The sequence below is a fragment of the Sphingorhabdus sp. genome (assembly GCF_044239665.1).
In the GTDB taxonomy this organism is placed as follows: domain Bacteria; phylum Pseudomonadota; class Alphaproteobacteria; order Sphingomonadales; family Sphingomonadaceae; genus Sphingorhabdus_B.
Genome location: NZ_JBIIBA010000004.1, coordinates 1 through 23,853, shown reverse-complemented (window position 1 = coordinate 23,853; position 23,853 = coordinate 1). Strand labels below are relative to the sequence as shown.

Below are 23,853 nucleotides of genomic sequence, written 5' to 3'. Positions count from 1 at the left end.
ATGGCTGCCGAACCATCATTGTTACACGACTCACTCGCGCAAATTGCGGCGGACATTGATCGCGAATTTGATGCGCTTCTGACGCTACCCGGCGACGCGCGGGACCGGCTATATGCCGCTATGCGCCATGCCGCGATTGGCGGCGGCAAGCGCCTCCGGCCGTTGCTTGTGACTGCGACCGCGGCTTTGTTCCATGTGGACCGCGCAGTGGCTTTGCGCGTTGGCACGGCTGTCGAAGCTATTCATGTGTACTCCTTGGTGCATGACGACTTGCCCTGCATGGATGACGACGACATGCGCCGTGGCAAGCCGACCGTGCACCGCGCGTTCGATGACGCGACGGCGGTTCTGGCGGGCGATTCTCTCCATGCTTTGGCATTCGAGATACTGGCGAGCCCACAAACGCATGGCGATCCTTTCGTACGCGGCGAACTGGTATCAACACTGGCTTTAGCAAGCGGCCCGGAAGGCATGGCTGGCGGGCAGATGATGGATATAGAGGCCGAGAAATCCGTTGTTGATTTGCAAACCGTCATGCGCCTGCAAGCGCTGAAGACGGGTGCTCTGATTGCCGCCAGCGTCGAAATGGGCGCGATATTAGGGCATATCCCAGCGGAAGGCCGAACGCATTTGCGGGGATATGCCCGGGACATTGGCCTCGCCTTTCAGATTGCCGATGACATCATGGATGTTGAAGGTGATCCTGAACTAGCAGGTAAGGCGCTTCAAAAAGACGCGGCGGCCAATAAAGGCACCTTTGTATCTCTCATGGGCCTCGAACGCGCCAAGCAGCAGGCGGACATGCTTGTGCAGCAGGCCAATAACCATCTGTCGACTTATGGTGCCGAAGCTGATCTTTTGCGCGCCATTGCAAATTACATCACCGAAAGGGATCGCTAAATGACACACCGGATTGGCGTATATCCCGGCACATTTGACCCAATCACCTTAGGCCATATGGACATCATCCGGCGCGGTGCAAAATTGGTGGATGAATTGATCATCGGCGTAACCACGAACGCGGCCAAATCCCCGATGTTTTCGGATGATGAGCGGATTGCCATGGTCGAGCGCGAAGTTGCCAGCATAGGTTCGGCGCATATTCGCGTTGTCGGGTTCAACTCATTGCTGATGGATTTTGCCGAAGCGCAGGGCGCAAGCACCGTCATTCGCGGCATTCGCGGCGTCACGGATTTCGAATATGAATATCAACTCACGGGCATGAACCGCCAGTTGAACGATCGCGTCGAAACGCTGTTTTTAATGGCCGATGTGTCGCTACAACCCATTGCCTCGCGGCTGGTGAAGGAAATTGCGATTTACGGCGGCGAAATCGGGAAGTTTGTGACCCCCAATATTCGCGACGAAGTCGTTGCACGCGTGCAAAAGTTAGGCAAAAAAGGCGGTTAAGCGTTAAATCAGCTTGCGTCGCTTGCGTTCCTTAGGGTCAGGACCATAAGCGGAAGACGTGCCATATAACCTGCCTTACGAAAACCAGAGAAGCGATAATTTCGGGGATGACGCAGATGTCATCGGGGTTCTAAGTTTACAAACATATACGCAAAAGGCGGTATTTCTGTAAACTTACCGCCACTTTTCGAGGTTGGCTTACCGGGTCCGAAAGCCGGAGTGGGGTTCAACAGGTTCAAAGAGCCAGTCGCGCAACAAATGCGGGATTAACGCACAGAATCTCAAAACAAATCCTACATTGCAAGCGAAACCTATTTAGGGGTTATCGCAATTGTCACGGTAATTGGCCACTCTTTCGTCATCCTGAACTTGTTTCAGGATCTTAATTCTCGGAGGTTGAAAAAGTAAGACCCTTAAACAAGTTCAGGGTGACGGGTGAGGGAGTTGGATAAACCCCTATTTCGGGGATGACGCACCTGTCACCGGAATTCCCGTCTGCAGAACAGAAATGACGGCGGCAAGATCAGGGCCGAATTTACCGTCCATTTTGCTTCTCTGCCGCCAAGGCGCGCAAGTCGGTTTTCAGCAATTTGCCAATATGGCTGCGCGGCATTTCGTCAATGGTGTAAAGCACCGAAATCCGCTGCGTCTTGCCAAGCTGCCCGTTCACACGCGTAAGAATGGATTCAGTCGATGCTGCCGCGTCCGTCAACCGCACAAAGCCAACGGGCGTTTCACCCCAAGCGTCTGAAGGCATGCCAACCACGGCAGCTTCGGCCACTTCGGGCTGCGCTTCCAACAATTCTTCAAGGTCTTTTGGGTAAATGTTGAAGCCGCCGGATATGATCATATCCTTTGCGCGGCCCACGATGGATACAAAGCCATCTTCATCGACAATGCCAATGTCGCCGGTTTTCAGCCAGACATTGGCATCCTCGTCACGCCACTCCATCTCGCGTGTTTTTTCTGGTTGGTTTTTGTAACCGGACATCATGGTAGGCGAACGGCCAGTAAGCACGCCTTTGGAACCGACGGGGAGGCGATTGTCGTCCTCGTCCAATACGATCAGTTCATGGCCCGTGACGGGCTGCCCCACGGTATGCAGTTTGTTGGGATGGTGATGCGCTTGAAGCATGCACACAACACCCCCTTCGGTCATACCGTAAATCTCGACAAGGCCGCCCGGCCAACGCTGAAGCACATCAGCCTTCAACTCCGCAGCAAAAGGCGCGCTGGTACAGAATTTGACAATGAAGCTGCTGAGATCGTACCGATCAAATTCGGCATGTGCCATGAGCCGTTGATATTGCACTGGCACGAGCATGGTGTGCGTGGTCTGATCAATCTGCGCATGGTCAAGATAGGCCAGCGCATCAAATTTCTCCATGATCCGGACAAAACCACCATGACAAATAGTTGGCAGAAATACCGCCAATGTCGTGTTCGAATATAATGGCGTCGAGACCAACGACCGCGTGTCGCGGTTGTAAATTGACTTGAAACCACCTGCCATCTGGTGCCAACGCATTCCGTGCGAATGGATAATGCCCTTGGGTGTTCCCGTGGTGCCACTCGAATAAATGATGTTGAACGGATCAGTCGCGGCGGGCGGCGGCGCGTCAAAACTTGCACCTTCCTCTGCCATCCAGTCGGTCAGCGCCGGATGGTCGCCAACGGCGTTGTCGAGCATGATGATTTTGACATCGCCCAGTACGACCCCTTCAAGATCAGCCAGTTTCGCGGCATCGACGAACAGATGCATAGCGCCGGAATCTTTGAACATCGCGGCCAACTGCGCGGGCGTTGCAGAAGTGGTCAATGGAGCAGCGCAGCCCCCTGCGCGCACAACGGCAAGATACGTCAACGCATAGTTAATATTGCTGGTCCCCAATATGGCAACCGCCTGACCCCGCTTTAGCCCGTCGCGCTGTAGCTGTGCGGCTATGCGCCCTGTTGCGTGCGCAACTTCGCACCACGACAGTTCAGAGCTGCTATCGGCAAGCGCACGCGCATCAGGCTTTTCTTCGCCCCAAGCACCAATGAGCGCGCCGAAATCACCAAATGATTTTTCTAATTCGGTATCGATAAGCATGTAAAATCCACTCTCCCGTTCGCCGGTTGCTCTGCAGACTTAGCGCCATATACAAAAGTTTCATTGCCTAATTTTTGACACCGATGCTGGGGTTAAAATTTCCGTTATCGCCAACCACAAAAGACTGTGGAAAAACGGCGACTTTAGGCCGCTTTTCCTTGGGCTTCTTAGGCTTTGGGCCTACAGTGCGCGGATGACTGAAGAAACAACGGAAACCCCGCAATTTAATCCTTCTGCGGACAGCGCAGCCAACCCCAATCAGAATGAATATGGTGCCGACAGCATCAAGGTTCTGAAGGGCCTCGATGCGGTGCGCAAGCGCCCTGGTATGTATATCGGCGACACGGATGACGGTAGCGGCCTGCATCACATGGTGTTTGAAGTTTCCGACAATGCCATCGACGAGGCGTTGGCGGGGCATTGCGACCTTGTACTGATCGAACTGAACCCCGATGGTTCGGTTTCTGTTGAAGATAATGGCCGCGGCATTCCAACCGGCATGCACAAGGAAGAGGGCGTTTCGGCAGCTGAGGTCATCATGACTCAGCTGCACGCTGGCGGCAAGTTCGAGAATACGTCCGACGATAATGCTTATAAAGTTTCCGGCGGATTACACGGCGTTGGTGTGTCGGTGGTGAACGCGCTGTCCGAGTTTCTGGAACTCACCATCTGGCGTGAGGGTAAAGAGCATTGGATGCGTTTTGAGCATGGCGATGCCGTAGGCCCCTTGATTGTCCGCGGTGACGCGCCAGTGGTCGATGGCAAGCCCAAAAAGGGCACCCGCGTAACCTTCATGGCGTCCACAAACACGTTCAAAAACGTGCTGGAATTTGACTTTGATAAGCTTGAACATCGCTACCGCGAACTGGCGTTCTTGAACTCGGGTGTTCGCATATTGCTGCGCGACAAGCGGCATTCGGATGTCAAAGAACATGATCTTTATTATGAAGGCGGTATTGGCGCATTCGTAAAGTATCTGGATCGCAACAAAGCGGCATTGCTAGCCGACCCCATCACGATCACATCCAACCGCGACGGCATTGGTATTGACGTCGCGTTGGAGTGGAACGACAGCTACTACGAAAACGTATTGTGCTTCACCAATAACATTCCGCAACGTGACGGCGGCACCCATTTGGCAGCGTTCCGCTCGGCGCTCACGCGCACGTTGAACAACTATGCCGAAAAATCGGGCGTGTTAAAGAAAGAGAAAGTCACGCTTACCGGCGATGACATGCGTGAAGGGCTGACTGCTATTGTGTCGGTTAAGCTGCCTGATCCAAAATTCTCGTCACAAACGAAGGACAAGCTGGTCTCTTCCGAAGTGCGTCAGCCGCTGGAAAGCCTGATGGCAGACCGGATGAGCGAGTGGTTAGAAGAAAATCCCGGCCATGCGCGTACCGTCATTCAAAAGGTCATCGACGCCGCCGCGGCCCGCGAGGCCGCGCGAAAAGCCCGTGAGGCCAGCCGCAAATCGGTGATGAGCGTTGCGTCCCTGCCCGGCAAACTTGCCGACTGCCAAGAAAAAGACCCCGCCAAATCCGAACTTTTCCTGGTCGAGGGTGACTCGGCAGGCGGATCGGCCAAGCAAGGCCGCGATCGCCATTATCAGGCGATTTTGCCGCTAAAGGGTAAAATCCTGAACGTGGAACGCGCACGCTTTGACCGGATGCTGTCGTCCAAAGAAGTCGGCACGCTGATTCAGGCGATGGGCACTGGCATTGGTCGCGAAGATTTCAACATTGAAAAATTGCGTTATCACAAGATCGTAATCATGACGGACGCTGACGTTGACGGTTCGCACATTCGGACATTGTTGCTCACATTCTTCTACCGCCAGATGCCCGAAATCATCGAAAATGGGCATCTCTTCATTGCGCAGCCACCTTTGTACAAGGTCGCGAAGGGCCGCAGCGAAATCTATGTGAAAGACGACAAGGCATTGGACGATCATTTGGCCGAGCTTGGCCTTAATGGCGTTGTATTGGAGGGTGCAGGCGGGCAACGCGCTGGTGCAGACTTAGGCGCTTTGGTTGACCATGCACGCCGTATGCGCAGCCTGATGGCCTTTGTCCCGCGCCGTTATGACCCAACGATTGTCGAGGCTATGGCGCTCACGAGCGCGCTGGACCCCGAGGCTACCGATCGCACCGCCGCCGTTGCCAAGGCGGCTGCTTGGATGGCCGCGCAAGATGTGGAGGGCAAATGGTCCGGCCGCGTGTCCGAAGATGGCGGCTATCATTTCGAACGCCTCTGGCGCGGGGTGACCGATCATCACATCATTGAGGCCGCATTCCTGATGTCCGCAGAAGCCCGTAAACTGCACAAGTTGGCGAGCGAAGAGACCGCAAGCTATGAAACCCCGGCGCGGCTCGTTAAAGTTTCCGCTGCTGCTGCCGAGGCGATTGACGAGGTGGAGAGCGATGAGGATGCACCCGACGCGGTTGGCGATCAAGCCAAACGGGCAACCACAGCGGTGAGCGTCGGTAACAAGGGCGCAATTACGCGCCCGTCCGAATTGCTGGAGGCGATATTGATTGCCGGCCGCAAGGGACTGTCGATTTCGCGGTACAAGGGTCTTGGCGAAATGAATGCCGAACAATTGTGGGAAACCACGCTTGACCCTAATCACCGTTCGCTGCTGCGCGTGGAGATTGATCAGGCCGACCTCGCAGACGACATTTTCACCAAGCTGATGGGTGAAGTCGTTGAACCACGGCGCGATTTCATCGTAGAAAACGCCCTCAATGTCGCCAATCTGGATGTTTAGGGTCAGGATTTTAAGTTTTCGGATGACCGCAAACTTGGGGCAGCATAGCGCTTGCCCGTTCGAATATTGAAATGGCTTGTATATGTGCCTTCCCTTATGGGGGAGGCATGATGCACAGACACCGTATTTTCATGATGGCATTGCTGGCATTGCCGGTCTTGGCGCAGGCCAGCGACAATCGTGTCGAAATCGGCACTGGCATAGCCAGCTATTATGGCGTCGAACTGGGTGGACGCCGCACGGCAAGCGGCGAACGCTTTGACCCTAGTGCCATGACAGCCGCCCACCGCACCTTGGCATTCGGCAGCCGCGTTGCCGTTACAAACTTGGCCAATGGTCAGGAAGTCGTTGTCCGTATCAACGACCGTGGCCCTTGGGGCAAATCACGCATTGTGGATGTGTCCTACGCCGCAGCCAAGCAACTTGGCATGCACCGCACTGGCACTGCCAAAGTGAAGCTTGAGCTGCTGGATTTAAATAGTCCTGACCCTAAATAATCGCAGCGCGCTGCCATTCGGGCAGATTGAGCGCGTTCATATCCTCGACACGGCGTAACTCCACCGATAGGCCAAGTTCAGGATATGCGCACCGCTGTCGGCTAAGGTCGGCCTGTTCCAACGGGACGACCACCAGTCGCCGGTTGACCTTTTGCCGCCAGTTCATGCGCGCCGTATTTTCCTGACCGACATAACATCCCTTTGAAAAAGACACACCGTTTAACTCCACGGCATTCGTCTCCAACCATAAGGTTTGCTCGCTTCCAAGCTCCGCCACACCTTCGGTGATACCCAAGGCCAGCCGATGCGCGCGATATTCTGCGCTGACGTCCGCATCATCATCCGCAGGCGTTCCAAGCCACCTTTCACCCATATCCGGATGACGCGGATCACCGCTACCGTCTGCATTCCAAAAAACCGCGCGGGTCGGATCAATCGCAATCGAAATCTTGCGCCGCAACCGGTAGATTGACAACCGCCGAACGAGAGCCTCTGCCTGCATGCTCTCACAATCGATGAGCACATCATCGCCATCTGACCATAACAGAAATTCGAACAACGCCTTGCCCTGCGGGCTCAGCAGGCCAGCCCATGAGGGCATCACAGCTGCAGTATCCTGCGTTACCAGCCCTTGCAGGAATTGCCGCACATCCTCACCGGTTTCGGTGGAAGACAAACGGACGACATGACGGTCAAATAGACGGGTGTTTCGCATAGGTGACAGATAGGGGTTCAGATGCTTAAAAGAAAGTCATGACCGACCAGATGATTCTTTCCATCCGCCGTCCCGACGACTGGCACGTCCATTTGCGCGATAATGCAGTGATGCGCAGCGTTGTGCCCTATACGGCAGCGCAATTCGCGCGTGCTATTGTCATGCCCAATCTGTCGCCGCCGATAACAACGGTGGAAGCAGGCGCAGCCTATCGCGATCGTATATTGGCAGCTGTGCCGCAAGGGATAAGCTTTACGCCTTTGATAACGGCCTATCTGACCGACACGTCGAGCGGCGAAGAACTGGCGCGAGGCTTTACCGAGGGCGTATTTACCGCAGCGAAATTATACCCCGCCCATGCAACGACCGGAAGCGCCCATGGCGTGACCAACATCGCCAACATCATGCCCGCGCTTGAACATATGGCGCGCATCGGCATGCCGTTGCTCATTCATGGCGAAGTTACCGATTCACATGTCGACATATTCGACCGGGAAGCAGTGTTCATCGAACGCACTCTGTCAAAGCTGGTGCACGATTTGCCAGACCTGCGCGTCGTTTTTGAACATATCACCACGGCAGATGCAGTCGCCTTTGTTGACGATGCCAGCGACAACATCGCCGCCACAATCACTCCGCAGCATTTGCACATTAATCGCAACGCCATGTTCGAAGGTGGCATCCGCCCGCATGCTTATTGCCTGCCCGTGGCCAAACGTGAAGTGCACCGGCTTGCGCTGCGCAAGGCCGCGACATCGGGCAGCGCCAAATATTTCCTTGGCACCGACAGCGCGCCGCATGACAAATCCGCCAAGGAAAGCGCCTGCGGCTGCGCCGGGATATTTAACGCGCCATTTGCAATGGAAAGCTATGCTGCGGTTTTTGAAGAAGAGGGCGCTTTGGACAAGCTTGAGGCCTTCGCCTCAGAAAACGGCCCGCATTTTTACCGGCTGCCGCTAAATGAAGACCGCGTGACGCTGGAGCGTATGGACACACCGGTTCCCCAGTTGCTTGCGTTGGATGGCGTTTCGGTCGTGCCCTTTCACGCAGGTGAAACTTTACGCTGGCGGTATCGGGCTTAGGGTCAAGGCTTAGGCCTTGGCGGCCCTATAGGTTTTGATCGCATCTGCGCAGAATATCGCAATGCTGGCCCAGATCAGGATAAAGCACGCCAGCTTAGTCGTGCTCAACGGTTCGCCATAGGCATAGACGCCCAATAAAAATGCAATTGACGGCGCGATATATTGCACGAAGCCGAGGCTGGCATAACTCATCCGCCGCGCCGCCGTTGCGAACATGAGCAGCGGGATAGCGGTCACCGCACCTGCAAGGATCAGCAGCCCAGAGGTGGTGAGATCATCCCCGAACCCGCCCGTGCCCGCCTGCGCATACCACAGCACCGCGCCGAGCGATAAGGGTGCAAGCAACGTCGTTTCAATGGCAAGGCCCGGTACAGAGCCAACCGGCGTTATCTTGCGGATGAGACCGTATAAGCCAAAGCTGAGGGCCAAGGATACCGAGACCCATAATGTGTCGAGCGCATCGCCGATAAGAATCGCCACGCCAATGGCGGCAACCGCGACAGCGACCATTTGCAGCGGACGAAGCCGCTCACCTAGAAAAAGCCGCCCGAGAAGTACATTCACCAAGGGATTAAGATAATAGCCAAGGCTAGCGGCCAATATGTGATCGGTAGACACCGCCCAAATATAAATGAGCCAATTGATCGCAATCAACGTCGCGGAAGCGAGCAGGTTTCGTAAGTGCGCCTTATGCCGGAAAATCGCGCCATATTCGTGCAACTGCTTACGAAACGCCATGATGACCAGCAGCAAGGGGATTGACCATAAGATCCGCTGCGCCACGATGGCTATTGGCGGCACATGGCTCAAAAGCTTAAAATATACAGGCACGAAGCCCCAGATCAGATAGGCCGATATGGCATAAGGCAGGCCGCTGGCCTGCTCGGTTTGTTTATCATCTGCCATATTTTAAAGCCCCCGCCCTCAATTGAGGGTCAGATAATCCCGCCGCCAATCCAGAGGCGAAGGGCGCAAATAGCCATAACCACCAGACAGAAATTACGGCCGCCATTTTTCTCGGAGATAAACCCGAACAACGCACCAGCGCCGGCGATCAAAATGATGAACCAGTTCAGCCATCCCAGAAACGGAATGAACCCGATGAAAGCCAGAATAAGGGCAATGAGGCCCAGAAGGAATGCGATCACATTTGCCATATACAGACTGTGGCGGGTTTTAGGCGGGGTGGCAAGTAAAGCGATGTGGCAAAAAATGACAAGCGCCTTGGGGCTAAGGCCTAGCCAATTCGGCTTGACCGGATGCTGGATTGACCCACCAGCATCCGTTCATCTAAACCGACATTTTTATGAACAATCACTGGGTCAATGTAAGACCCGTCCACTTTGCCAGGAATGCGTAAATATCCGAATATTCGTCGATCACCTTGTCGGTTGGTTTGCCCGATCCGTGACCCGCACGGCTTTCAATACGGATGATTTTCGGTTTGCTTCCGGTTTCCGCGGCTTGAAGGGCGGCGATATATTTAAAGCTATGGCCTGGGACCACGCGGTCATCCGTGTCAGCGGTCGACACAATGACAGCAGGATATTCCAATCCAGATTTGATATTGTGATAGGGCGAGTATGTCATCTGCATTTTGAAATCGGCCTCCTTATTCGGATAGCCATAATCGTCGACCCAGTAACGACCTGCGGTAAACCGGTCAAAGCGAACCATGTCCATCACGCCCACGGCCGCATGTCCCGCTGCAAATAGATCAGGCCGCTGGTTCAGCGATGCGCCGATCAACAAGCCGCCGTTCGAGCGGCCTTCGATGGCAATTTTGCCCTTGGCCGAAATGCCACTGGCAATCAGATATTCCGCAGCCGCTGCAAAATCGTCAAAGACATTCTGCTTGTTCATCAGGCGGCCTGCATCATGCCATGGCTTGCCATATTCGCCGCCACCGCGGATATTCGCAAGCGCAAACACGCCGCCGGACTGAAGCCATGCCATTCGCGTTGCCGAGTAAGTGGGCGTCTGCGAAATGTTGAACCCACCATAAGAGTATAACAATGTCGGCGCGCCGTGGGACAGATCAAGGTCCTTCTTATGGACGATGAACATCGGAATCTTCGTGCCGTCCTTTGACGGGTAAAACACTTGGCTGACGTTGAAGTCTTGCGGGTTGAAGCTCAACTTCGGCTCCGCAAATGGCATCGATGCCCCGCTGTTGCTGTCAAATCGGTAGACGGCGCCCGGCTGATTAAAGCTGGAGAAACCATAAAATGTCTCTGCGTCGCCCGGTGTGCCCGAAAAACCGCTGGCAGTGCCAATCGCGTTGAGCTGGATTTCCTGAACAGGCTGCCCTGCAAGGTCCGTCATCAATGCCATCGATTTGGCGTCCTTGATGTACGACAGAATCATACGATTGCCGACAATTTGCGCCCGCGACAGCGTTTCTGCACGCTCCGGAATAACGTCGGTAAACGCGGGCGTCTTCGCCCCAAGATCTACGCTCACCACCTTCAGCTTTGGCGCATCCTTGTTGGTGGTGAACCACAATTTATTGCCCATGCCTTCGATTAGGCCCCAGTCATGCTCGAGACCCTTTACCAAAGGCTGCGCCTTCCAAGTCGGGTTTTTGCCCAGAGGCATGATGTGCAGCTCATATTTCTCATCTGTGCCGGACGAGGTGGTAATCACCGCCCATTTGCCATCATGCGTCACCTGCGCGCTATGCCCATATTCGGGATTATCAGGCGTGGCATAAATCGCTTTGTCTTCCGACTGTGGCGTGCCGATTTTGTGATAGTAAATCGTTTGGTTATAATTCAGTTGTTGAAAGGCGGCGCCTTCTTGTGGTTCGGCGAAACGGGAATAGAGAAAACCTTCATTGCCGACCCAGCTTATGTTGGTAAATTTGGCCCATTTGATTTCATCGGCCAAAACTTTGCCAGTCCTGGTATCGAGCACCTTAATCGTGCGCCAGTCGGAACCACCATCCTGAATCGCATAAGCGAGCAGCTTGCCATCTTGCGAAGGCACCCAGCTATCCAGCGCCGTCGCGCCATCCTTTGCCCAGCCATTCGGGTCGAGCAACACGCGGTCAGCGCCTGTTAGGCCTTTACGCACATATAAAACCGACTGGTTTTGGAGCCCGTCATTTTTGTTAAAGAAATAATAGCCACCGGCCTTTTCAGGCAAGCCAAAGCGTTCATAATCGAACAGCTTCTTCATCCGGTCGGCAAGGATTTTTTTGCCCGGCAAAGTTTCCAGATAAGCGTCCGTGACGGCGTTTTGTGATTTTACCCAATTGGCGACTTCGGCATTCACGCGGACATCATCCTCAAGCCAGCGATAGGGGTCAGCCACCTTCACGCCGAATTGTTCATCGACGACATTGACGGTCTTGGTCTTGGGATAAGTCAGCTCGGCCGTGACGTCGGCGGTTGCCGCGCCCTTGGCTATAGCCACTGAAGAAATTGGCGTCATCATGACCGCAGCCCCAAGCAAAAATACACTTCGCATAAATTCATTTCCCCAACTCTCGGATACTATATTTCACGACTATAACTTGCGTGAATGAACACCAACCATCTTCTGCGACGCCCGCAGGTTTATTTCGCATTTTTGTCGAAATCATTCGGCGAGTTGACCCTGCGCCAACAAAATCCCGCCGGTCATGCAGGCGGCGAATAACATCCCCTCAAGACCGCCAGTTGCCATCTGGCTAATCCGTCCAAAGCCATCCTCGCCAAACAATGCTCCGATCTCATCGAGCCGCAGTTGTGATTGCGGAAGCATCTCGGCCAACGCATGCAAACTGCCACCAAGCAATTGTCCACCAGCAGCAGGAATCGCTGCGCCAGCGACCGCCCCCACAGCCGCCGCTGGAAGCATTCTACGTGACAAGTTGTGGGTGGATGATATTTGACGGGCCGCATATAATCCAAGCCCCACAGCAGTCCCTAAAACGGCTCCCTCAAGCGCGCCAGTAATGTGGGTTGGCGACTGCCCAAGCAGCAGATTAAACGCATCGAGCCCAAGTAGCTTCACAACCCCGCCTACGAGGAATCCACCCGCCGCGCCGCCCATTATGATTGACGTGCTATTGCGGGGGTAGCACAGACCGGCCGCCGCCATCCCAAAGCTGACGCCAGCAGCACCAATTAACGCGATGAGCACAGCCAGCGCGGTGAGTACCAAGACTATGGACGCGCCGCCCATGCCCTGTGCCCCGCCAGCAAATCCGTAGAAGATGCCTCCAAGCAGCCCAGCGATGCCACCGCCCACGATGCCAGCTCCGCCCAAGGCCCAAAATGTCCGCCAATCCAGCTTTGATGCGTTTGCCAAAGGTACCCCTGCCACTGGCACCGCATCACCGACATTGACAGCCGCTATGAACCGATAGCCATGCTTTGGCACTGTTTCGATAAAGCTGGGCCGCGTGGCGTCATCTTGCAAGACGCGGCGCAAGCTTCTGATGCATTGCGTCAGCGCCTCATCTGTAACTGCCACGCCGCGCCAGACATCATCCATGAATTGATCCTTGGGCACGAGACCACCAGCGTTCCGCACAAGCAATACCAGCGCGTCAAAATAGCGGCTGGAGACTTCCAAAACCACGCCATTTCGGGTCAGCAGCCTGCTTTCTACATCAAGCGTGAAAGGCCCAAAGCGAAAGCTATCTGACTTCATTTTTCACCAAATGCTCATATCCTGCTCATGCTTGCAATGTCGTTTAGCCCTAAATGCATAGCCTCCATTTATCGAAAAGGGCAATGTTATGAATATCACCAGCGAACAAGCTCAGCGCCGACGTCTGAATCCCTGGCGCGTCATTGGCTGGAGCAGCGCCATTGCGCTTATCCTCGCGCCTTTGGTCGCGATGCAGTTCACCAACGAAGTCGATTGGGACGAAACAGACTTCATTGTCGCAACGATCATCTTTGGAATCGTCGGCGGCCTCATCGAACTTGCCGTACGCTTATCATCCAATTGGTATTTCCGTATCGGGGCGATGTGCGCAGTCCTCGCCGGGTTCATGATCGTTTGGGCCAATTTAGCCGTTGGTATGATTGGTAATGAAGACAACCCCGTGAATCTGTGGTTCGGCGCGGTTCTGTTTATTGCCATTGCGGGCAGCCTCGCCGCACGTTTTCGCGCCAGCATCTTGGCCCCAGCCATGTTCCTGGCCGGCACATTACAAATCGGCATTGGCACCTTTGCCGGGATATTGGGGACTGATATGCACGGCGGGAGGTTTACGATCATGCTCTCGGTGACATGGTTTATCGCAAGCTTGTTATTCTGGTGCGCGCGTCAAAGCCGGAACGCCAACGCTTAAGGCCAACAAAAAGGGCGGCATCCTTTCCGGATACCGCCCTTTTGAATTTCTCAGGTGCGACGCGTTTACTCGCTGTCGTCCAACACTTCGACTGGACCGCTGTCCTGGCCCTTGGCATCAACATTGCGGTCAACAAGCTCAATGACGCCCATTGGCGCGGCGTCCGAACCACGGAAGCCAGCCTTAACAACGCGGCTATAACCACCGCTACGGTCGGCATAGCGTGTCGCCAGTTCGTCGAACAATTTCACCAACTGCGTGTCGTCCATCAAACGGCTCATCGCAAGGCGACGGTTGGACAGGCCACCCTTTTTCGCAAGCGTGATCAGCTTTTCGATATAAGGACGCAGTTCCTTCGCCTTTGGCAAAGTCGTCTTGATTTGTTCATGCTTAATCAGCGACGCCGCCATGTTGCGAAGCATCGCGGTGCGGTGCGACGTGGTACGCTGCAGCTTACGGTGGCCAACTTTATGGCGCATATTATATTCCTTTCTTGCCGACCCTTCCGGGCGGGAAACCGGTTCCCACTTTCCCTGAAGGGATCGGTCGTTCGTAGGGGGGCCGTATCAGGTACCCCGATCCTGGCCGTTTAAGGGCGGCCATTTCCCTGTAGGTTGGGCCAAAGCACTGCTTCGGCCCAGATATTCTTAACCAAGCAGCTCTTGTTCGAGCTTCTTGGCCATTTCTTCGATGTTTTCTGGCGGCCATCCAGGAATGTCCATGCCCAGGCGCAAGCCCATCGACGACAATACTTCCTTGATTTCGTTCAGCGACTTGCGACCGAAATTAGGCGTACGCAACATTTCGGCTTCGCTCTTTTGAACGAGGTCGCCAATGTAGATGATGTTGTCGTTCTTGAGGCAGTTTGCGCTGCGTACCGACAATTCCAACTCGTCGACCTTCTTGAGAAGATAACGGTTGAGTTGGTTCGCATCCGACTCTTCGGAAGAAGCCGAAGGTGCAGCCATGCCGATCATCGGCGAAGATGCAGCCATTGAATCTTCGAAATGTACGAATACCTGCAACTGATCCTGAAGGATACGTGCAGCATAAGCCACGGCGTCTTCTGGAGTTACAGTACCGTCGGTTTCGATCGTCAGCGAAAGCTTGTCATAATCCAATTCTTGACCGATGCGGGCATTATCAACCTTGTACGCAACCTGACGTACGGGTGAATACAGGCTGTCGACCGGGATAAGGCCGATTGGCGCATCCGCAGGGCGATTGGCAACCGCAGGAACATAGCCCTTGCCGCTGTCGGCAGTGATTTCCATGTTCAACGTCGCACCATCGTCCAAATGGCAGATGACGAGGTCAGGGTTCATCACTTGGATGTCGCCCGACACGGCAATGTCGCCAGCGGTTACAGCGCCTGGGCCAGTGGCCGAAAGTTGAAGACGCTTTGGACCTTCGCCCTCCATCTTCAACGCGACCTGCTTAATGTTTAGTACGATGTCAGTAACATCTTCGCGCACGCCAGCGAGCGACGAGAATTCATGCAACACATTCTCGATCTTGATCGACGTAATCGCTGCGCCCTGCAACGATGAGAGCAATACGCGACGCAGCGCATTACCGAGCGTCAAGCCAAAGCCACGCTCAAGCGGCTCGGCAACAAATACAGCCTTACGCTTCGCATCGCTACCTGACTTGAGTTCAAGTGCGTTGGGCTTTTTCAGTTCCTGCCAGTTCTTGATATTGACGGACATGGATTTCCCCTTGGGTTTTGCAAAACCGGCAGTTTGGTGCACCGTGCCGGGTTGCGGGTAAAAGAAGGAACGACTGAACAGCCGCCCCTGAAACAAATGCTTAGACGCGCCGACGCTTCGAAGGACGCACGCCATTATGCGGGATCGAGGTCACGTCGCGGATCGAGGTGATGGTGAAACCGACCGCCTGCAAAGCGCGCAGCGCGGATTCACGACCCGAACCAGGGCCCTTAACTTCGACTTCCAAAGTACGAACGCCATGTTCAGCAGCTTTCTTGCCAGCATCTTCTGCGGCAACCTGCGCTGCATAAGGCGTCGACTTGCGGCTACCCTTGAAACCCATGGTTCCAGCTGAAGACCAGCTGATCGCGTTGCCTTGGGCATCAGTGATCGTGATCATGGTGTTGTTGAAACTGGCATTGACGTGCGCGACGCCTGCCGAAATATTTTTACGCTCCCGCTTTTTAATGCGTTGTGGTTCGCGTGCCATATAATGTGTATCCTATTCGAAAATGCGAAGAAAAAATAATCAGGCGAAAGCCAATGATTACTTCTTCTTGCCCGCGATTGCCTTGGACTTGCCCTTACGGGTGCGCGCATTGGTATGCGTACGCTGGCCACGGACTGGAAGACCCTTACGGTGACGAAGGCCACGGTAGCAGGCGAGATCCATCAAACGCTTGATGTTCATCGATGTGTTGCGGCGAAGATCGCCTTCTACGGTGTAGCCCGCATCGATAGTTTCGCGGATTTGCAGAACTTCGGCGTCCGAAAGATCCTGCACACGACGGCTATGATCAATTCCCAGCTTAGTCGCGATTTCGACGGCTTTAGTGCGGCCGATACCGTGAATGTAGGTAAGCGCAATGATCACGCGCTTGTTGGTTGGAATGTTAACTCCGGCAATACGTGCCAATTTATTTACTCCTGCTCCACAGGTGCCCCCGAAAGGACAAACCCTATCTCAACGCTGATGATATCCCGAAACGCACAAAACCAGCGGACGCATAAACGCGCTGCTGGCTGCACCAGATGTTCGGAATTACCCGCGCCTTACGGTGAGTCGCGCCGACTGTCAAGGCTAGAGGCGCGCTATCCCTTGCCTTTGGTCTTGGTTTTGCCATCGCTGGCATTTTCTTCGATGAACTCGATGATCTTACCCGCAATATCCTTACCACTGGCTTTTTCAATGCCCTCGAGCCCCGGCGAGCTATTCACTTCCATGATCACTGGGCCATGATTGGACCGCAGCATATCAACGCCAGCGACATTTAATCCCATGGCGCGCGCGGCACGCACGGCGGTTGACCGCTCCTCAGGCGTAATTTTGATCGATGAAGCCGTACCGCCGCGATGCAGATTTGACCGGAAATCGCCCTCTGCGCCCTGACGCTGCATGGAGGCGACAACCTTGTTGCCGATGACAAAGCACCGAATATCGGTCGCATTTGCCTCTTTGATGAATTCCTGAACCAGGATGTTGACGTTAGCACCGCGAAACGCCTCGATAACCGAACGCGCCGATTTTTCAGTCTCGCCTAACACAACACCGATGCCTTGCGTGCCTTCAAGCAATTTGATGACGACGGGTGCCCCGCCCACCATCTGGATCACTTCGTCGGTCTGGCGCGGGTCATGGGCAAAGGCGGTCACAGGCAGGCCAAGTCCCTTGCGCGCCAAAATCTGCAACGACCGGAGCTTGTCCCGCGAACGGCCAATGGCAACACTTTCATTCAGCGACCACACATTCATCATTTCAAACTGGCGCAAAACGGCGAGGCCGTAAAAGGTAATGGACGCACCGATACGCGGAATAACCGCGTCATATTTGCCAAGCTTCGTCCCCTGATAATAAGCTTCGGGACGATGTGAGGTGATATTCATGGTCACCCGTAAGGTGTTTAAGATGTCTATCTCGTGGCCGCGCGCTTGCGCAGCCTCAACAAGACGTTGGTGAGAATACAGGTTGGCGTTCCTTGCCAGCATCGCGATTTTCATATGCCTGTGCTTTCTTGATTGGCGGGTTTACCCAACACCCACCGTCGCCCGCTGTTCACGAGAAAGCCGCGCCGTAACGCCCGCCGACCAATTAGCAAAGGAAATGCCATTGTCCGCCGGTTCGCCAAGGTGAGCTGACCGTTCCAACATCGCTTACCAAAGCAAAATTGCGCCGAGATGACATAACGGTCTTGCCGTTCACCGTTGGATGATCGCACGATGCGGCGGTCAATGATGGGGGCTTCATAACGCTTAGGTTTTTCACCTGCATTCAGCCGGAACCAGAATTCGACATAGGGTTTGCCGTCGCGCGAAATGGGCTTGATCCGCGTTGCATGAATGGAAGATGTCGCAGCGCCGGTGTCCATTTTGGCATGCACTTGTAACAGGCCAAGACTTGGCACATCAACCATCTCGCACCAGCCTATTTCGATTTTGTTGCTGGAATTCGCGCTGCGTGCCTTCGTCGACAACTAATTTGGTTCCGTTTGAGGTGGCGCGCCTGCGGAAGCATCTGCAGCTGGCTTTGCAGTGCTGACTTCAGTCGGTGCGTCAGCAGCTGCTTCCTCAATCGTTTCAATATCGAGTTTGAAACCATCGATTTTCGGTAAGACCGTCTCTGCGGGCGCGAAAGGCAAGAGCATGTTTTTAAATTGCTCGCCAAGCACCTTGTCAACGGCAGGTGCAATTTCCGCTACTGTGTAACGCATGTAACCGCCCACTACATAGGAAAAGCTAACGCGCGTTCCGGCCTTGTCCTTGGTAGGCTCCATGGCAACGGTAAGCGTGCCGATCACGGCCTCGGACTGAAGCGGGCCGAGCGCCCCTTGCATGCGTAAGACTTTGCCCGGGTGCGCGAATAAAACACGCATATGCTCAACGCTACCGACGGTATTCAGCTTACCATTTACATCAGCCTCCTGAAACAGCTCACAAAAGCATCCATTGGCCTGCGCATCGATGTAAAATCCGGCGGTCGAACCCGACCAACTATGCGCCTTGTTCCAATAATCCTTCGGCGTCAGCAGACGTGTCCAGATTTCCTCAGGTGTCGCTTTCACGGTCGCAATATGAACCGAGTTGAAGCCTGTATCTGATGCCGCTTTAACTTCAGCAAAGGCTGGAGAGGATATTGCGGCGAGAAGGGCGGCAGGAAAGAAGGCGCTTTTCATGACAAAGGTCTAGCCTCGATTCTACGGAAATAAAAGCGTCGTTCATTCTATGCAGAATTGCCAATTCCGGCTGTACTGCGTGAGCGACTGGGCCTCTGCTTATGTAGAGAGGATGGCGTCAGCCGATGATTGCGTCAATGGCGTCGGTCACATGCTCAATCGCTGCCATGCCATCAACACGGCTGACTAGGCCACGAGCCTCGTACAGAGGTAAAATCGGCTCGGTCTTTGCGCGATATTCCGCCATGCGGGTCCGCACTGTTTCTTCATTGTCATCGGGCCGGCGCTTGAATTCATGCGCACCACATTTGTCGCAGGTGCCGGCAACGACAGGTTGCTTGAATATGTCATGATAGCCATCGCCACAATTCGCGCAGGTGTAGCGGCCAACCACGCGCTCCACCAAGGCGTCTTCGTCAACGACGAGTTCAACAACATGGTCAAGTGTGCGATTACGCGCCGAAAGCAAACCATCCAATAACGCTACTTGCGGCGCAGTGCGCGGGTATCCGTCAAAGATGAGACCCTTATCGGCGGGTATGGCATCCATATGTTCGCCAAGGATTTCCGCCATCAACTCGTCGGGAAACAATTTCCCGGCTTTCATGATTTCATCGGCCATTTTGCCGACATCAGAGCCGGCCTTGACCGCTGCGCGAAGGATGTCGCCGGTCGACAATTGGACCATGCCGTATTTCTCGACAAGAAAGGCCGCCTGTGTACCCTTGCCTGCACCTGGAGGCCCCAAAAGGATGATATTCATGAAACGTTTCCCCGATTCGTCTCGATGTCGCACCGTTTAGCGGGCGCGTCCACCTTTCAGCTTCGCCTTTTTCAGCAGGTCACCATATTGGTGTGCGAGCAAATGGCTCTGGATCTGCGAGATCGTGTCGATGGTGACATTCACCAGAATAAGCAGGCTGGTTCCACCAATCGCAAAGAATTGCTGCTGCCCTGTCTGTGCCATCACATAATCCGGCAGCAAACAAACCAATGTTAGATAGGCTGCGCCAAGCACGGTTATCCGCGTGAGCACATAATCCAGATAGGATTCGGTGTTTTTACCAGGGCGAATCCCTGGGATGAAGCCACCGGCCTTTTTCAGATTCTCTGACGTTTCTTCCGGGTTAAACACCACCGCTGTGTAGAAAAAGCAGAAAAAGACAATGCCAAGACCGTAGAGCGCCAAATATACTGGCTGCCCATGGGCAAGATATTGGTTCAGCGAAATCACGAAGTCACCCATGGCGCTTTCGCCCGCCACATTGTTCCCGCCCAATTGCGTGATCGTGATCGGCAAAAGCAGCAGCGACGACGCGAAGATAGGGGGGATAACGCCGGCTGTATTGATTTTCAGAGGCAGGTGACTGCGGTCCGCCTGCATCATCCCACGCTGTGTTGCGCGCTTGGGATATTGAATAAGCACTCGGCGCTGGCCACGCTCCATAAAGCAGATCAGCAGCGTGAGTGCGATGAACATCGCGATAAAGCCTATGATGACAAATCCGCTGATCGAACCTGTACGGCCGCCTTCCAGCAATTGCGCGAATAAACGCGGCATTTGCGCGACGATACCCGCCATGATGATAAGCGAAATACCGTTCCCGATACCCCGCGACGTGATTTGTTCACCCAGCCACATGAGGAACATGGTACCGCCGATAAGGCTGATGGTGGCGACAATGCGGAACATCAGGCCCGGTTCGACCACAGCGCCAATGCCATTCGCGGCCGCTAGGCTTTCGAGACCCGCGGCTAGGAAATAGCCCTGCACTGCGGTCAGGAACACTGTGCCATAACGCGTATATTGGTTCAGCTTCTTACGCCCACTCTCGCCTTCTTTCTTGATCGCGGCAAGCGTAGGCGACAGGGATGCAGCAAGCTGCACCACAATCGACGCGGTGATATAAGGCATAACGCCAAGCGCAATGAGGCTCATCCGCTCAAGGCTACCACCCGAGAAGGTGTTAAAAATATCGAGAACGCCGCCTGCTGCGTTATTGGCGTAAAGCGCCGCTTGGGCGACCGGGTCGACGCCAGGCAATGGCACAAAACTTAATAAACGGAATATGATAAGCGCGCCTATGGTGAACCAAATGCGGTTCTTCAGCTCTGTTGCCTGCCCGAACTTCGATAGATTGAGGTTCGAGGCCATTTGGTCGGCCCTAGATGCCATGATATTCGTTCCTTGGTTCCGGATTGACGCCGAACGCAATTTGCGTGCGCATCGGTTTAATCCCAAAAATTACGCCTGACTTTGTGCGGACGGTCCCCAGAAATGTCAAACCCCGCCAACCCATATCGGGAAGCGGGGCTGGCATGACAAGAGCGAAGTCGTCGCCTTAGTCTTATTTCTTAGCCGCAGCTTCTTTAGCGGCGTTCTTAACCGAAGATTTCTTTGCAGCTGCCTTTTCCGAAGCCGAAACCTTAGTCAAAACATCAACCTTGCCGCCCGCCTTTTCAACAGCTTCAATCGCTGCCTTTGAAGCGCCGGCAACCGAGAAGTTTACCTTAGCGGTCAATTGACCCTTTGCGAGCAGACGAACGCCATCCTTGCCACCGCGTGCGAGGCCAGCTGCTTTCAATGCGGCATGGTCAACGACAGCCTTAATGTCGATTTTCTTGGCGTCGATGAACTTCTGAATCATGCCAAGATTTACTTCTGCATGGTCCTTGGCGAAGATATTGTTAAAGCCGCGCTTTGGAATACGCATGTGAAGTGGCATCTGGCCGCCTTCAAATCCGTTGATCGAAACACCTGAACGGCTGGTCTGACCCTTTTGGCCGCGGCCTGAGGTTTTGCCCTTGCCTGAACCGATACCCCGGCCAACGCGCATACGACGATGGCGTGCGCCTTCGTTATCTTTAATATCATTCAATTTCATGTCGTGCACTCGCTTTCGCTTTAATTCGCGCTAATGTTGTTAGTCCTGAATTTGGACCATGTGACGAACTGTGCGGATCATTCCACGCACTTCGGCAGTATCTTCGATTTCGACAACGCGGTTCATCTTGTCAAGGCCAAGGCCTTTCAAAGTTGCGCGCTGCGAAGCGGGACGGCGGATCGGCGAACCGGTCTGTTTAATCTTAATCTTCGCCATATTGATTACTCCGCAATAGCTTCTGCGTCGGCTTCAGCAGTTTTGCTGCCACCGCGACCAAGAAGGTCGGCGATTTTTTTGCCGCGACGTTGCGCTACCGACTTGGGGCTGGTCTGTTCAGACAAGGCCGCAAAAGTAGCACGGATCATGTTATATGGGTTCGACGTACCGACCGACTTGGTCACAACGTCCGCAACGCCAAGGCTTTCGAAGACAGCACGCATTGGGCCACCGGCGATAATGCCGGTACCTGCAGGTGCCGAACGCAATGTTACCTTGCCAGCGCCGAAATGCCCCTTGCCGTCATGGTGCAATGTCCGGCCATCTTTCAATGCAACGCGGATCATCGATTTCTTGGCAGCAGCCGTCGCCTTGTTAATGGCCTCTGGCACTTCGCGCGCCTTGCCATGTCCAAAACCTACGCGGCCTTGACCATCGCCAACGACGACGAGTGCTGCAAAACCAAAGCGCTTACCGCCTTTAACAGTTTTCGAAACACGATTGATGTGTACGAGCTTTTCAATCGTGCCATCATCTTCTTCCTGTGCAGGACGACGATCATTGTTACGACCACGGCCACCGCCGCTATTGCCGCCACGATTGTCGCCGCCACCGCGACCGCCGCGTCCACGACGCTGGCCTTCGGCTGCTTCAGGGGCTGCGCCGTCAGTCACAGCTGCGGTGCTTTCAGTGTTTTCAGCCATCATTAAAACTCCAATCCGCCTTCGCGCGCTGCATCAGCAAGCGCTTTGACGCGACCGTGGAACAGGAACCCGCCACGATCAAATACCACGCTGGAAATGCCAGCCTTCTTGGCAGCTTCGGCAACCCGCTTACCAACATCGGCGGCAGCTTGAGTTGTCGAACCGTTCTTCGCCTTCACGTCCTTGTCGAGCGTTGAGGCAGACGCAAGCGTCGCGCCCTTCGAATCGTCAATGACTTGCGCGTAAATATGACGACCAGTGCGGTGTACGGAAAGACGCGGACGTCCAGCTACTTGCGCCCGCAACTTGGAGCGAACGCGCTGACGGCGACGTGCAAAGAGAGACAATTTTGCCATTATTTCTTTTTCCCTTCCTTGCGGAAGATATACTCGCCGCGGTACTTGATGCCCTTGCCCTTATAAGGCTCTGGCTTCCTCCAACGGCGGATTTCAGCAGCAACCTGCCCAACCTTCTGCTTGTCGATACCTGAAATTTCCACCGTAGTGTTATCAGGTGTCTTGATTTCAATGCCCTCAGGGATCGCAAAGTCAACATCATGGCTGTAGCCAAGTTGCAGCTTCAGCATCTTACCTTGGCTGTTGGCACGATAACCAACGCCGGTGATTTCGAGGACTTTCGTAAAGCCTTCGGTCACACCCGTTACGAGGTTCTGTACCAACGTACGCTGCATACCCCAAAACGCGCGGGCTGCCTTGCTGCCATTAGCAGGCTTCACCAAGAGGCCATCGGCCTGCATCTCGTACGAGATCAGGTCGCTCATTGGCATTTTCAATTCGCCCTTCGGTCCTTTGACCGAAAGCGTGCCCGCTTCCATGCTGGCGGTAACACCGGCTGGGATGGGAACAGGTTTCTTACCAATGCGGCTCATTAGAATACCTCCGCCAGGATTTCGCCGCCGACATTCTGTGCACGCGCTTCGGCGTCCGACAGAACGCCCTTGGGCGTCGAAACGATGGTGATACCAAGGCCGTTGCGGATAACGGGAAGCTCTTGGCTTCCTGAATATACGCGGCGACCTGGCTTTGAAACACGGGCGACATGCTGGATAGCAGGCGCGCCTTCGAAATATTTCAGTTCGATGCGAATGCCCTTATGTGCACCCAAGGCTTCTTCGCTGTAACCACGAATATAGCCTTCACGCTGCAACACATCGAGAACGCGGGTACGCAGGCTGGACGCTGGCGAGACTACAGAGTCTTTCTTCGCCCGCTGGCCGTTGCGGATACGGGTGAGCATATCACCCAAAGGATCGGTCATTGCCATCTATCTTATCCTTACCAGCTCGACTTCGT

At 54.5% G+C, this 23,853-nt stretch carries 27 protein-coding genes; 6 read left to right on the top strand and 21 right to left on the bottom strand.

The genetic code is table 11. The annotated features are described in order from the left end of the window. Both ACILP3_RS02020 and coaD read left to right on the top strand, forming a co-directional pair. On the top strand, nucleotides 1-900 hold the full coding sequence (locus tag ACILP3_RS02020; protein ID WP_395615004.1) for a polyprenyl synthetase family protein: 900 nt from the start codon (nucleotides 1-3) through the stop codon (nucleotides 898-900). After that, nucleotides 901-1,410: a pantetheine-phosphate adenylyltransferase gene (gene coaD / locus ACILP3_RS02015; protein ID WP_395615003.1), complete on the top strand. Its 510-nt coding sequence runs from the start codon at nucleotides 901-903 to the stop codon at nucleotides 1,408-1,410. It abuts the gene before it with no gap. Nucleotides 1,411-1,945: 535 nt separating this feature from the next. Here coaD and ACILP3_RS02010 read toward each other — a convergent pair. Next, nucleotides 1,946-3,502: an AMP-binding protein gene (locus tag ACILP3_RS02010; RefSeq protein WP_395615002.1), complete on the bottom strand. Its 1,557-nt coding sequence runs from the start codon at nucleotides 3,500-3,502 to the stop codon at nucleotides 1,946-1,948. A 193-nt stretch (nucleotides 3,503-3,695) separates the two neighbouring features. On the opposite strand from ACILP3_RS02010, the gene gyrB reads away from it, so the two are divergent. Further along, complete coding sequence (gene gyrB / locus ACILP3_RS02005; protein ID WP_395615001.1) at nucleotides 3,696-6,272, top strand: DNA topoisomerase (ATP-hydrolyzing) subunit B; 2,577 nt, start codon at nucleotides 3,696-3,698, stop codon at nucleotides 6,270-6,272. A gap of 107 nt (nucleotides 6,273-6,379) precedes the next feature. Next, nucleotides 6,380-6,769 carry a septal ring lytic transglycosylase RlpA family protein gene (locus ACILP3_RS02000; RefSeq protein WP_395615000.1) on the top strand — a complete coding sequence of 130 codons (390 nt, stop codon included), beginning with the start codon at nucleotides 6,380-6,382 and terminating at the stop codon, nucleotides 6,767-6,769. Here the strand turns inward: ACILP3_RS02000 and ACILP3_RS01995 are convergent. After that, nucleotides 6,762-7,484 carry a YgfZ/GcvT domain-containing protein gene (locus ACILP3_RS01995; protein ID WP_395614999.1) on the bottom strand — a complete coding sequence of 241 codons (723 nt, stop codon included), beginning with the start codon at nucleotides 7,482-7,484 and terminating at the stop codon, nucleotides 6,762-6,764. The two genes, ACILP3_RS02000 and ACILP3_RS01995, sit on opposite strands and share 8 nt — an antisense overlap. A 38-nt stretch (nucleotides 7,485-7,522) precedes the next feature. Between ACILP3_RS01995 and pyrC the strand changes: the two genes are divergently transcribed. Beyond that, on the top strand, nucleotides 7,523-8,566 hold the full coding sequence (gene pyrC / locus ACILP3_RS01990) for a dihydroorotase (RefSeq protein WP_395614998.1): 1,044 nt from the start codon (nucleotides 7,523-7,525) through the stop codon (nucleotides 8,564-8,566). 9 nt (nucleotides 8,567-8,575) lie between these two features. On the opposite strand, the gene rarD is transcribed toward pyrC, so the two are convergent. From rarD to ACILP3_RS01970, 4 genes are all read right to left on the bottom strand, one after another. Then, nucleotides 8,576-9,472: an EamA family transporter RarD gene (rarD, locus tag ACILP3_RS01985; protein ID WP_395614997.1), complete on the bottom strand. Its 897-nt coding sequence runs from the start codon at nucleotides 9,470-9,472 to the stop codon at nucleotides 8,576-8,578. 29 nt (nucleotides 9,473-9,501) lie between these two features. Then, a complete protein-coding gene (locus tag ACILP3_RS01980; RefSeq protein ID WP_395614996.1) occupies nucleotides 9,502-9,723 on the bottom strand; it encodes a hypothetical protein in 222 nt (73 codons plus the stop codon). Between the two features lie 157 nt (nucleotides 9,724-9,880). Continuing rightward, nucleotides 9,881-12,037: a prolyl oligopeptidase family protein gene (locus ACILP3_RS01975; protein WP_395614995.1), complete on the bottom strand. Its 2,157-nt coding sequence runs from the start codon at nucleotides 12,035-12,037 to the stop codon at nucleotides 9,881-9,883. Between the two features lie 111 nt (nucleotides 12,038-12,148). Next, the gene (locus ACILP3_RS01970) at nucleotides 12,149-13,207 is read right to left on the bottom strand and encodes a transcriptional regulator (RefSeq protein ID WP_395614994.1); all 1,059 of its coding nucleotides are present in this window, start codon (nucleotides 13,205-13,207) and stop codon (nucleotides 12,149-12,151) included. Between the two features lie 88 nt (nucleotides 13,208-13,295). Here ACILP3_RS01970 and ACILP3_RS01965 point away from each other — a divergent pair, with 88 nt between their 5' ends. Continuing rightward, nucleotides 13,296-13,856: a hypothetical protein gene (locus tag ACILP3_RS01965; RefSeq protein WP_395614993.1), complete on the top strand. Its 561-nt coding sequence runs from the start codon at nucleotides 13,296-13,298 to the stop codon at nucleotides 13,854-13,856. 65 nt (nucleotides 13,857-13,921) lie between these two features. Here ACILP3_RS01965 and rplQ read toward each other — a convergent pair whose 3' ends face one another. The 15 genes from rplQ to rpsH form a co-directional block, all read right to left on the bottom strand. Continuing rightward, the gene (gene rplQ / locus ACILP3_RS01960) at nucleotides 13,922-14,335 is read right to left on the bottom strand and encodes a 50S ribosomal protein L17 (protein WP_395614992.1); all 414 of its coding nucleotides are present in this window, start codon (nucleotides 14,333-14,335) and stop codon (nucleotides 13,922-13,924) included. Between the two features lie 168 nt (nucleotides 14,336-14,503). After that, nucleotides 14,504-15,565: a DNA-directed RNA polymerase subunit alpha gene (locus ACILP3_RS01955; protein WP_295489958.1), complete on the bottom strand. Its 1,062-nt coding sequence runs from the start codon at nucleotides 15,563-15,565 to the stop codon at nucleotides 14,504-14,506. Between the two features lie 100 nt (nucleotides 15,566-15,665). Beyond that, nucleotides 15,666-16,055, bottom strand: coding sequence for a 30S ribosomal protein S11 (gene rpsK / locus ACILP3_RS01950; RefSeq protein WP_125229604.1), 390 nt, complete (start codon nucleotides 16,053-16,055; stop codon nucleotides 15,666-15,668). A 57-nt stretch (nucleotides 16,056-16,112) separates the two neighbouring features. Next, nucleotides 16,113-16,481: a 30S ribosomal protein S13 gene (gene rpsM, locus ACILP3_RS01945; RefSeq protein WP_125229603.1), complete on the bottom strand. Its 369-nt coding sequence runs from the start codon at nucleotides 16,479-16,481 to the stop codon at nucleotides 16,113-16,115. Between the two features lie 176 nt (nucleotides 16,482-16,657). Beyond that, on the bottom strand, nucleotides 16,658-17,563 hold the full coding sequence (gene rimK / locus ACILP3_RS01940; protein WP_395614991.1) for a 30S ribosomal protein S6--L-glutamate ligase: 906 nt from the start codon (nucleotides 17,561-17,563) through the stop codon (nucleotides 16,658-16,660). Beyond that, entirely contained in the window at nucleotides 17,560-18,036 is a 477-nt protein-coding gene (locus ACILP3_RS01935) for an ATP-dependent zinc protease (RefSeq protein WP_395614990.1), read from the bottom strand. Before ACILP3_RS01935 ends, rimK begins: the two co-directional genes overlap by 4 nt. After that, nucleotides 18,037-18,735 (bottom strand): hypothetical protein, encoded by a 699-nt coding sequence (locus ACILP3_RS01930; protein ID WP_395614989.1) that lies wholly within the window; start codon nucleotides 18,733-18,735, stop codon nucleotides 18,037-18,039. It lies immediately after the preceding gene. Between the two features lie 118 nt (nucleotides 18,736-18,853). Further along, nucleotides 18,854-19,498 carry an adenylate kinase gene (locus tag ACILP3_RS01925; RefSeq protein ID WP_395614988.1) on the bottom strand — a complete coding sequence of 215 codons (645 nt, stop codon included), beginning with the start codon at nucleotides 19,496-19,498 and terminating at the stop codon, nucleotides 18,854-18,856. A 36-nt stretch (nucleotides 19,499-19,534) separates the two neighbouring features. After that, on the bottom strand, nucleotides 19,535-20,911 hold the full coding sequence (gene secY, locus ACILP3_RS01920) for a preprotein translocase subunit SecY (RefSeq protein WP_395614987.1): 1,377 nt from the start codon (nucleotides 20,909-20,911) through the stop codon (nucleotides 19,535-19,537). Nucleotides 20,912-21,083: 172 nt separating this feature from the next. Further along, entirely contained in the window at nucleotides 21,084-21,620 is a 537-nt protein-coding gene (rplO, locus tag ACILP3_RS01915) for a 50S ribosomal protein L15 (RefSeq protein ID WP_395614986.1), read from the bottom strand. A 39-nt stretch (nucleotides 21,621-21,659) separates the two neighbouring features. After that, nucleotides 21,660-21,836: a 50S ribosomal protein L30 gene (rpmD, locus tag ACILP3_RS01910; protein ID WP_125229596.1), complete on the bottom strand. Its 177-nt coding sequence runs from the start codon at nucleotides 21,834-21,836 to the stop codon at nucleotides 21,660-21,662. Between the two features lie 5 nt (nucleotides 21,837-21,841). Continuing rightward, nucleotides 21,842-22,543 (bottom strand): 30S ribosomal protein S5, encoded by a 702-nt coding sequence (gene rpsE / locus ACILP3_RS01905; RefSeq protein WP_395614985.1) that lies wholly within the window; start codon nucleotides 22,541-22,543, stop codon nucleotides 21,842-21,844. Then, nucleotides 22,543-22,896, bottom strand: coding sequence for a 50S ribosomal protein L18 (rplR, locus tag ACILP3_RS01900; protein WP_395614984.1), 354 nt, complete (start codon nucleotides 22,894-22,896; stop codon nucleotides 22,543-22,545). Before rplR ends, rpsE begins: the two co-directional genes overlap by 1 nt. Beyond that, nucleotides 22,896-23,429, bottom strand: a complete 534-nt coding sequence (gene rplF / locus ACILP3_RS01895) for a 50S ribosomal protein L6 (protein ID WP_395614983.1) — start codon at nucleotides 23,427-23,429, stop codon at nucleotides 22,896-22,898. Before rplF ends, rplR begins: the two co-directional genes overlap by 1 nt. Next, a complete protein-coding gene (gene rpsH, locus ACILP3_RS01890) occupies nucleotides 23,429-23,824 on the bottom strand; it encodes a 30S ribosomal protein S8 (RefSeq protein WP_125229593.1) in 396 nt (131 codons plus the stop codon). The genes rplF and rpsH overlap by 1 nt, the downstream gene beginning before the upstream one ends. Nucleotides 23,825-23,853: the final 29 nt, after the last annotated feature.

Coding starts and splice junctions, on each gene's coding strand:
- ACILP3_RS02020 (WP_395615004.1), top strand. CDS start 1: ATGGCTGCCGAACCATCATTGTTACACGACTCACTCGCGCAAATTGCG.
- coaD (WP_395615003.1), top strand. CDS start 901: ATGACACACCGGATTGGCGTATATCCCGGCACATTTGACCCAATCACC.
- ACILP3_RS02010 (WP_395615002.1), bottom strand. CDS start 3,502: ATGCTTATCGATACCGAATTAGAAAAATCATTTGGTGATTTCGGCGCG.
- gyrB (WP_395615001.1), top strand. CDS start 3,696: ATGACTGAAGAAACAACGGAAACCCCGCAATTTAATCCTTCTGCGGAC.
- ACILP3_RS02000 (WP_395615000.1), top strand. CDS start 6,380: ATGATGCACAGACACCGTATTTTCATGATGGCATTGCTGGCATTGCCG.
- ACILP3_RS01995 (WP_395614999.1), bottom strand. CDS start 7,484: ATGCGAAACACCCGTCTATTTGACCGTCATGTCGTCCGTTTGTCTTCC.
- pyrC (WP_395614998.1), top strand. CDS start 7,523: ATGACCGACCAGATGATTCTTTCCATCCGCCGTCCCGACGACTGGCAC.
- rarD (WP_395614997.1), bottom strand. CDS start 9,472: ATGGCAGATGATAAACAAACCGAGCAGGCCAGCGGCCTGCCTTATGCC.
- ACILP3_RS01980 (WP_395614996.1), bottom strand. CDS start 9,723: ATGGCAAATGTGATCGCATTCCTTCTGGGCCTCATTGCCCTTATTCTG.
- ACILP3_RS01975 (WP_395614995.1), bottom strand. CDS start 12,037: ATGCGAAGTGTATTTTTGCTTGGGGCTGCGGTCATGATGACGCCAATT.
- ACILP3_RS01970 (WP_395614994.1), bottom strand. CDS start 13,207: ATGAAGTCAGATAGCTTTCGCTTTGGGCCTTTCACGCTTGATGTAGAA.
- ACILP3_RS01965 (WP_395614993.1), top strand. CDS start 13,296: ATGAATATCACCAGCGAACAAGCTCAGCGCCGACGTCTGAATCCCTGG.
- rplQ (WP_395614992.1), bottom strand. CDS start 14,335: ATGCGCCATAAAGTTGGCCACCGTAAGCTGCAGCGTACCACGTCGCAC.
- ACILP3_RS01955 (WP_295489958.1), bottom strand. CDS start 15,565: ATGTCCGTCAATATCAAGAACTGGCAGGAACTGAAAAAGCCCAACGCA.
- rpsK (WP_125229604.1), bottom strand. CDS start 16,055: ATGGCACGCGAACCACAACGCATTAAAAAGCGGGAGCGTAAAAATATT.
- rimK (WP_395614991.1), bottom strand. CDS start 17,563: ATGAAAATCGCGATGCTGGCAAGGAACGCCAACCTGTATTCTCACCAA.
- ACILP3_RS01930 (WP_395614989.1), bottom strand. CDS start 18,735: ATGAAAAGCGCCTTCTTTCCTGCCGCCCTTCTCGCCGCAATATCCTCT.
- ACILP3_RS01925 (WP_395614988.1), bottom strand. CDS start 19,498: ATGAATATCATCCTTTTGGGGCCTCCAGGTGCAGGCAAGGGTACACAG.
- secY (WP_395614987.1), bottom strand. CDS start 20,911: ATGGCATCTAGGGCCGACCAAATGGCCTCGAACCTCAATCTATCGAAG.
- rplO (WP_395614986.1), bottom strand. CDS start 21,620: ATGAAATTGAATGATATTAAAGATAACGAAGGCGCACGCCATCGTCGT.
- rpmD (WP_125229596.1), bottom strand. CDS start 21,836: ATGGCGAAGATTAAGATTAAACAGACCGGTTCGCCGATCCGCCGTCCC.
- rpsE (WP_395614985.1), bottom strand. CDS start 22,543: ATGATGGCTGAAAACACTGAAAGCACCGCAGCTGTGACTGACGGCGCA.
- rplR (WP_395614984.1), bottom strand. CDS start 22,896: ATGGCAAAATTGTCTCTCTTTGCACGTCGCCGTCAGCGCGTTCGCTCC.
- rplF (WP_395614983.1), bottom strand. CDS start 23,429: ATGAGCCGCATTGGTAAGAAACCTGTTCCCATCCCAGCCGGTGTTACC.
- rpsH (WP_125229593.1), bottom strand. CDS start 23,824: ATGGCAATGACCGATCCTTTGGGTGATATGCTCACCCGTATCCGCAAC.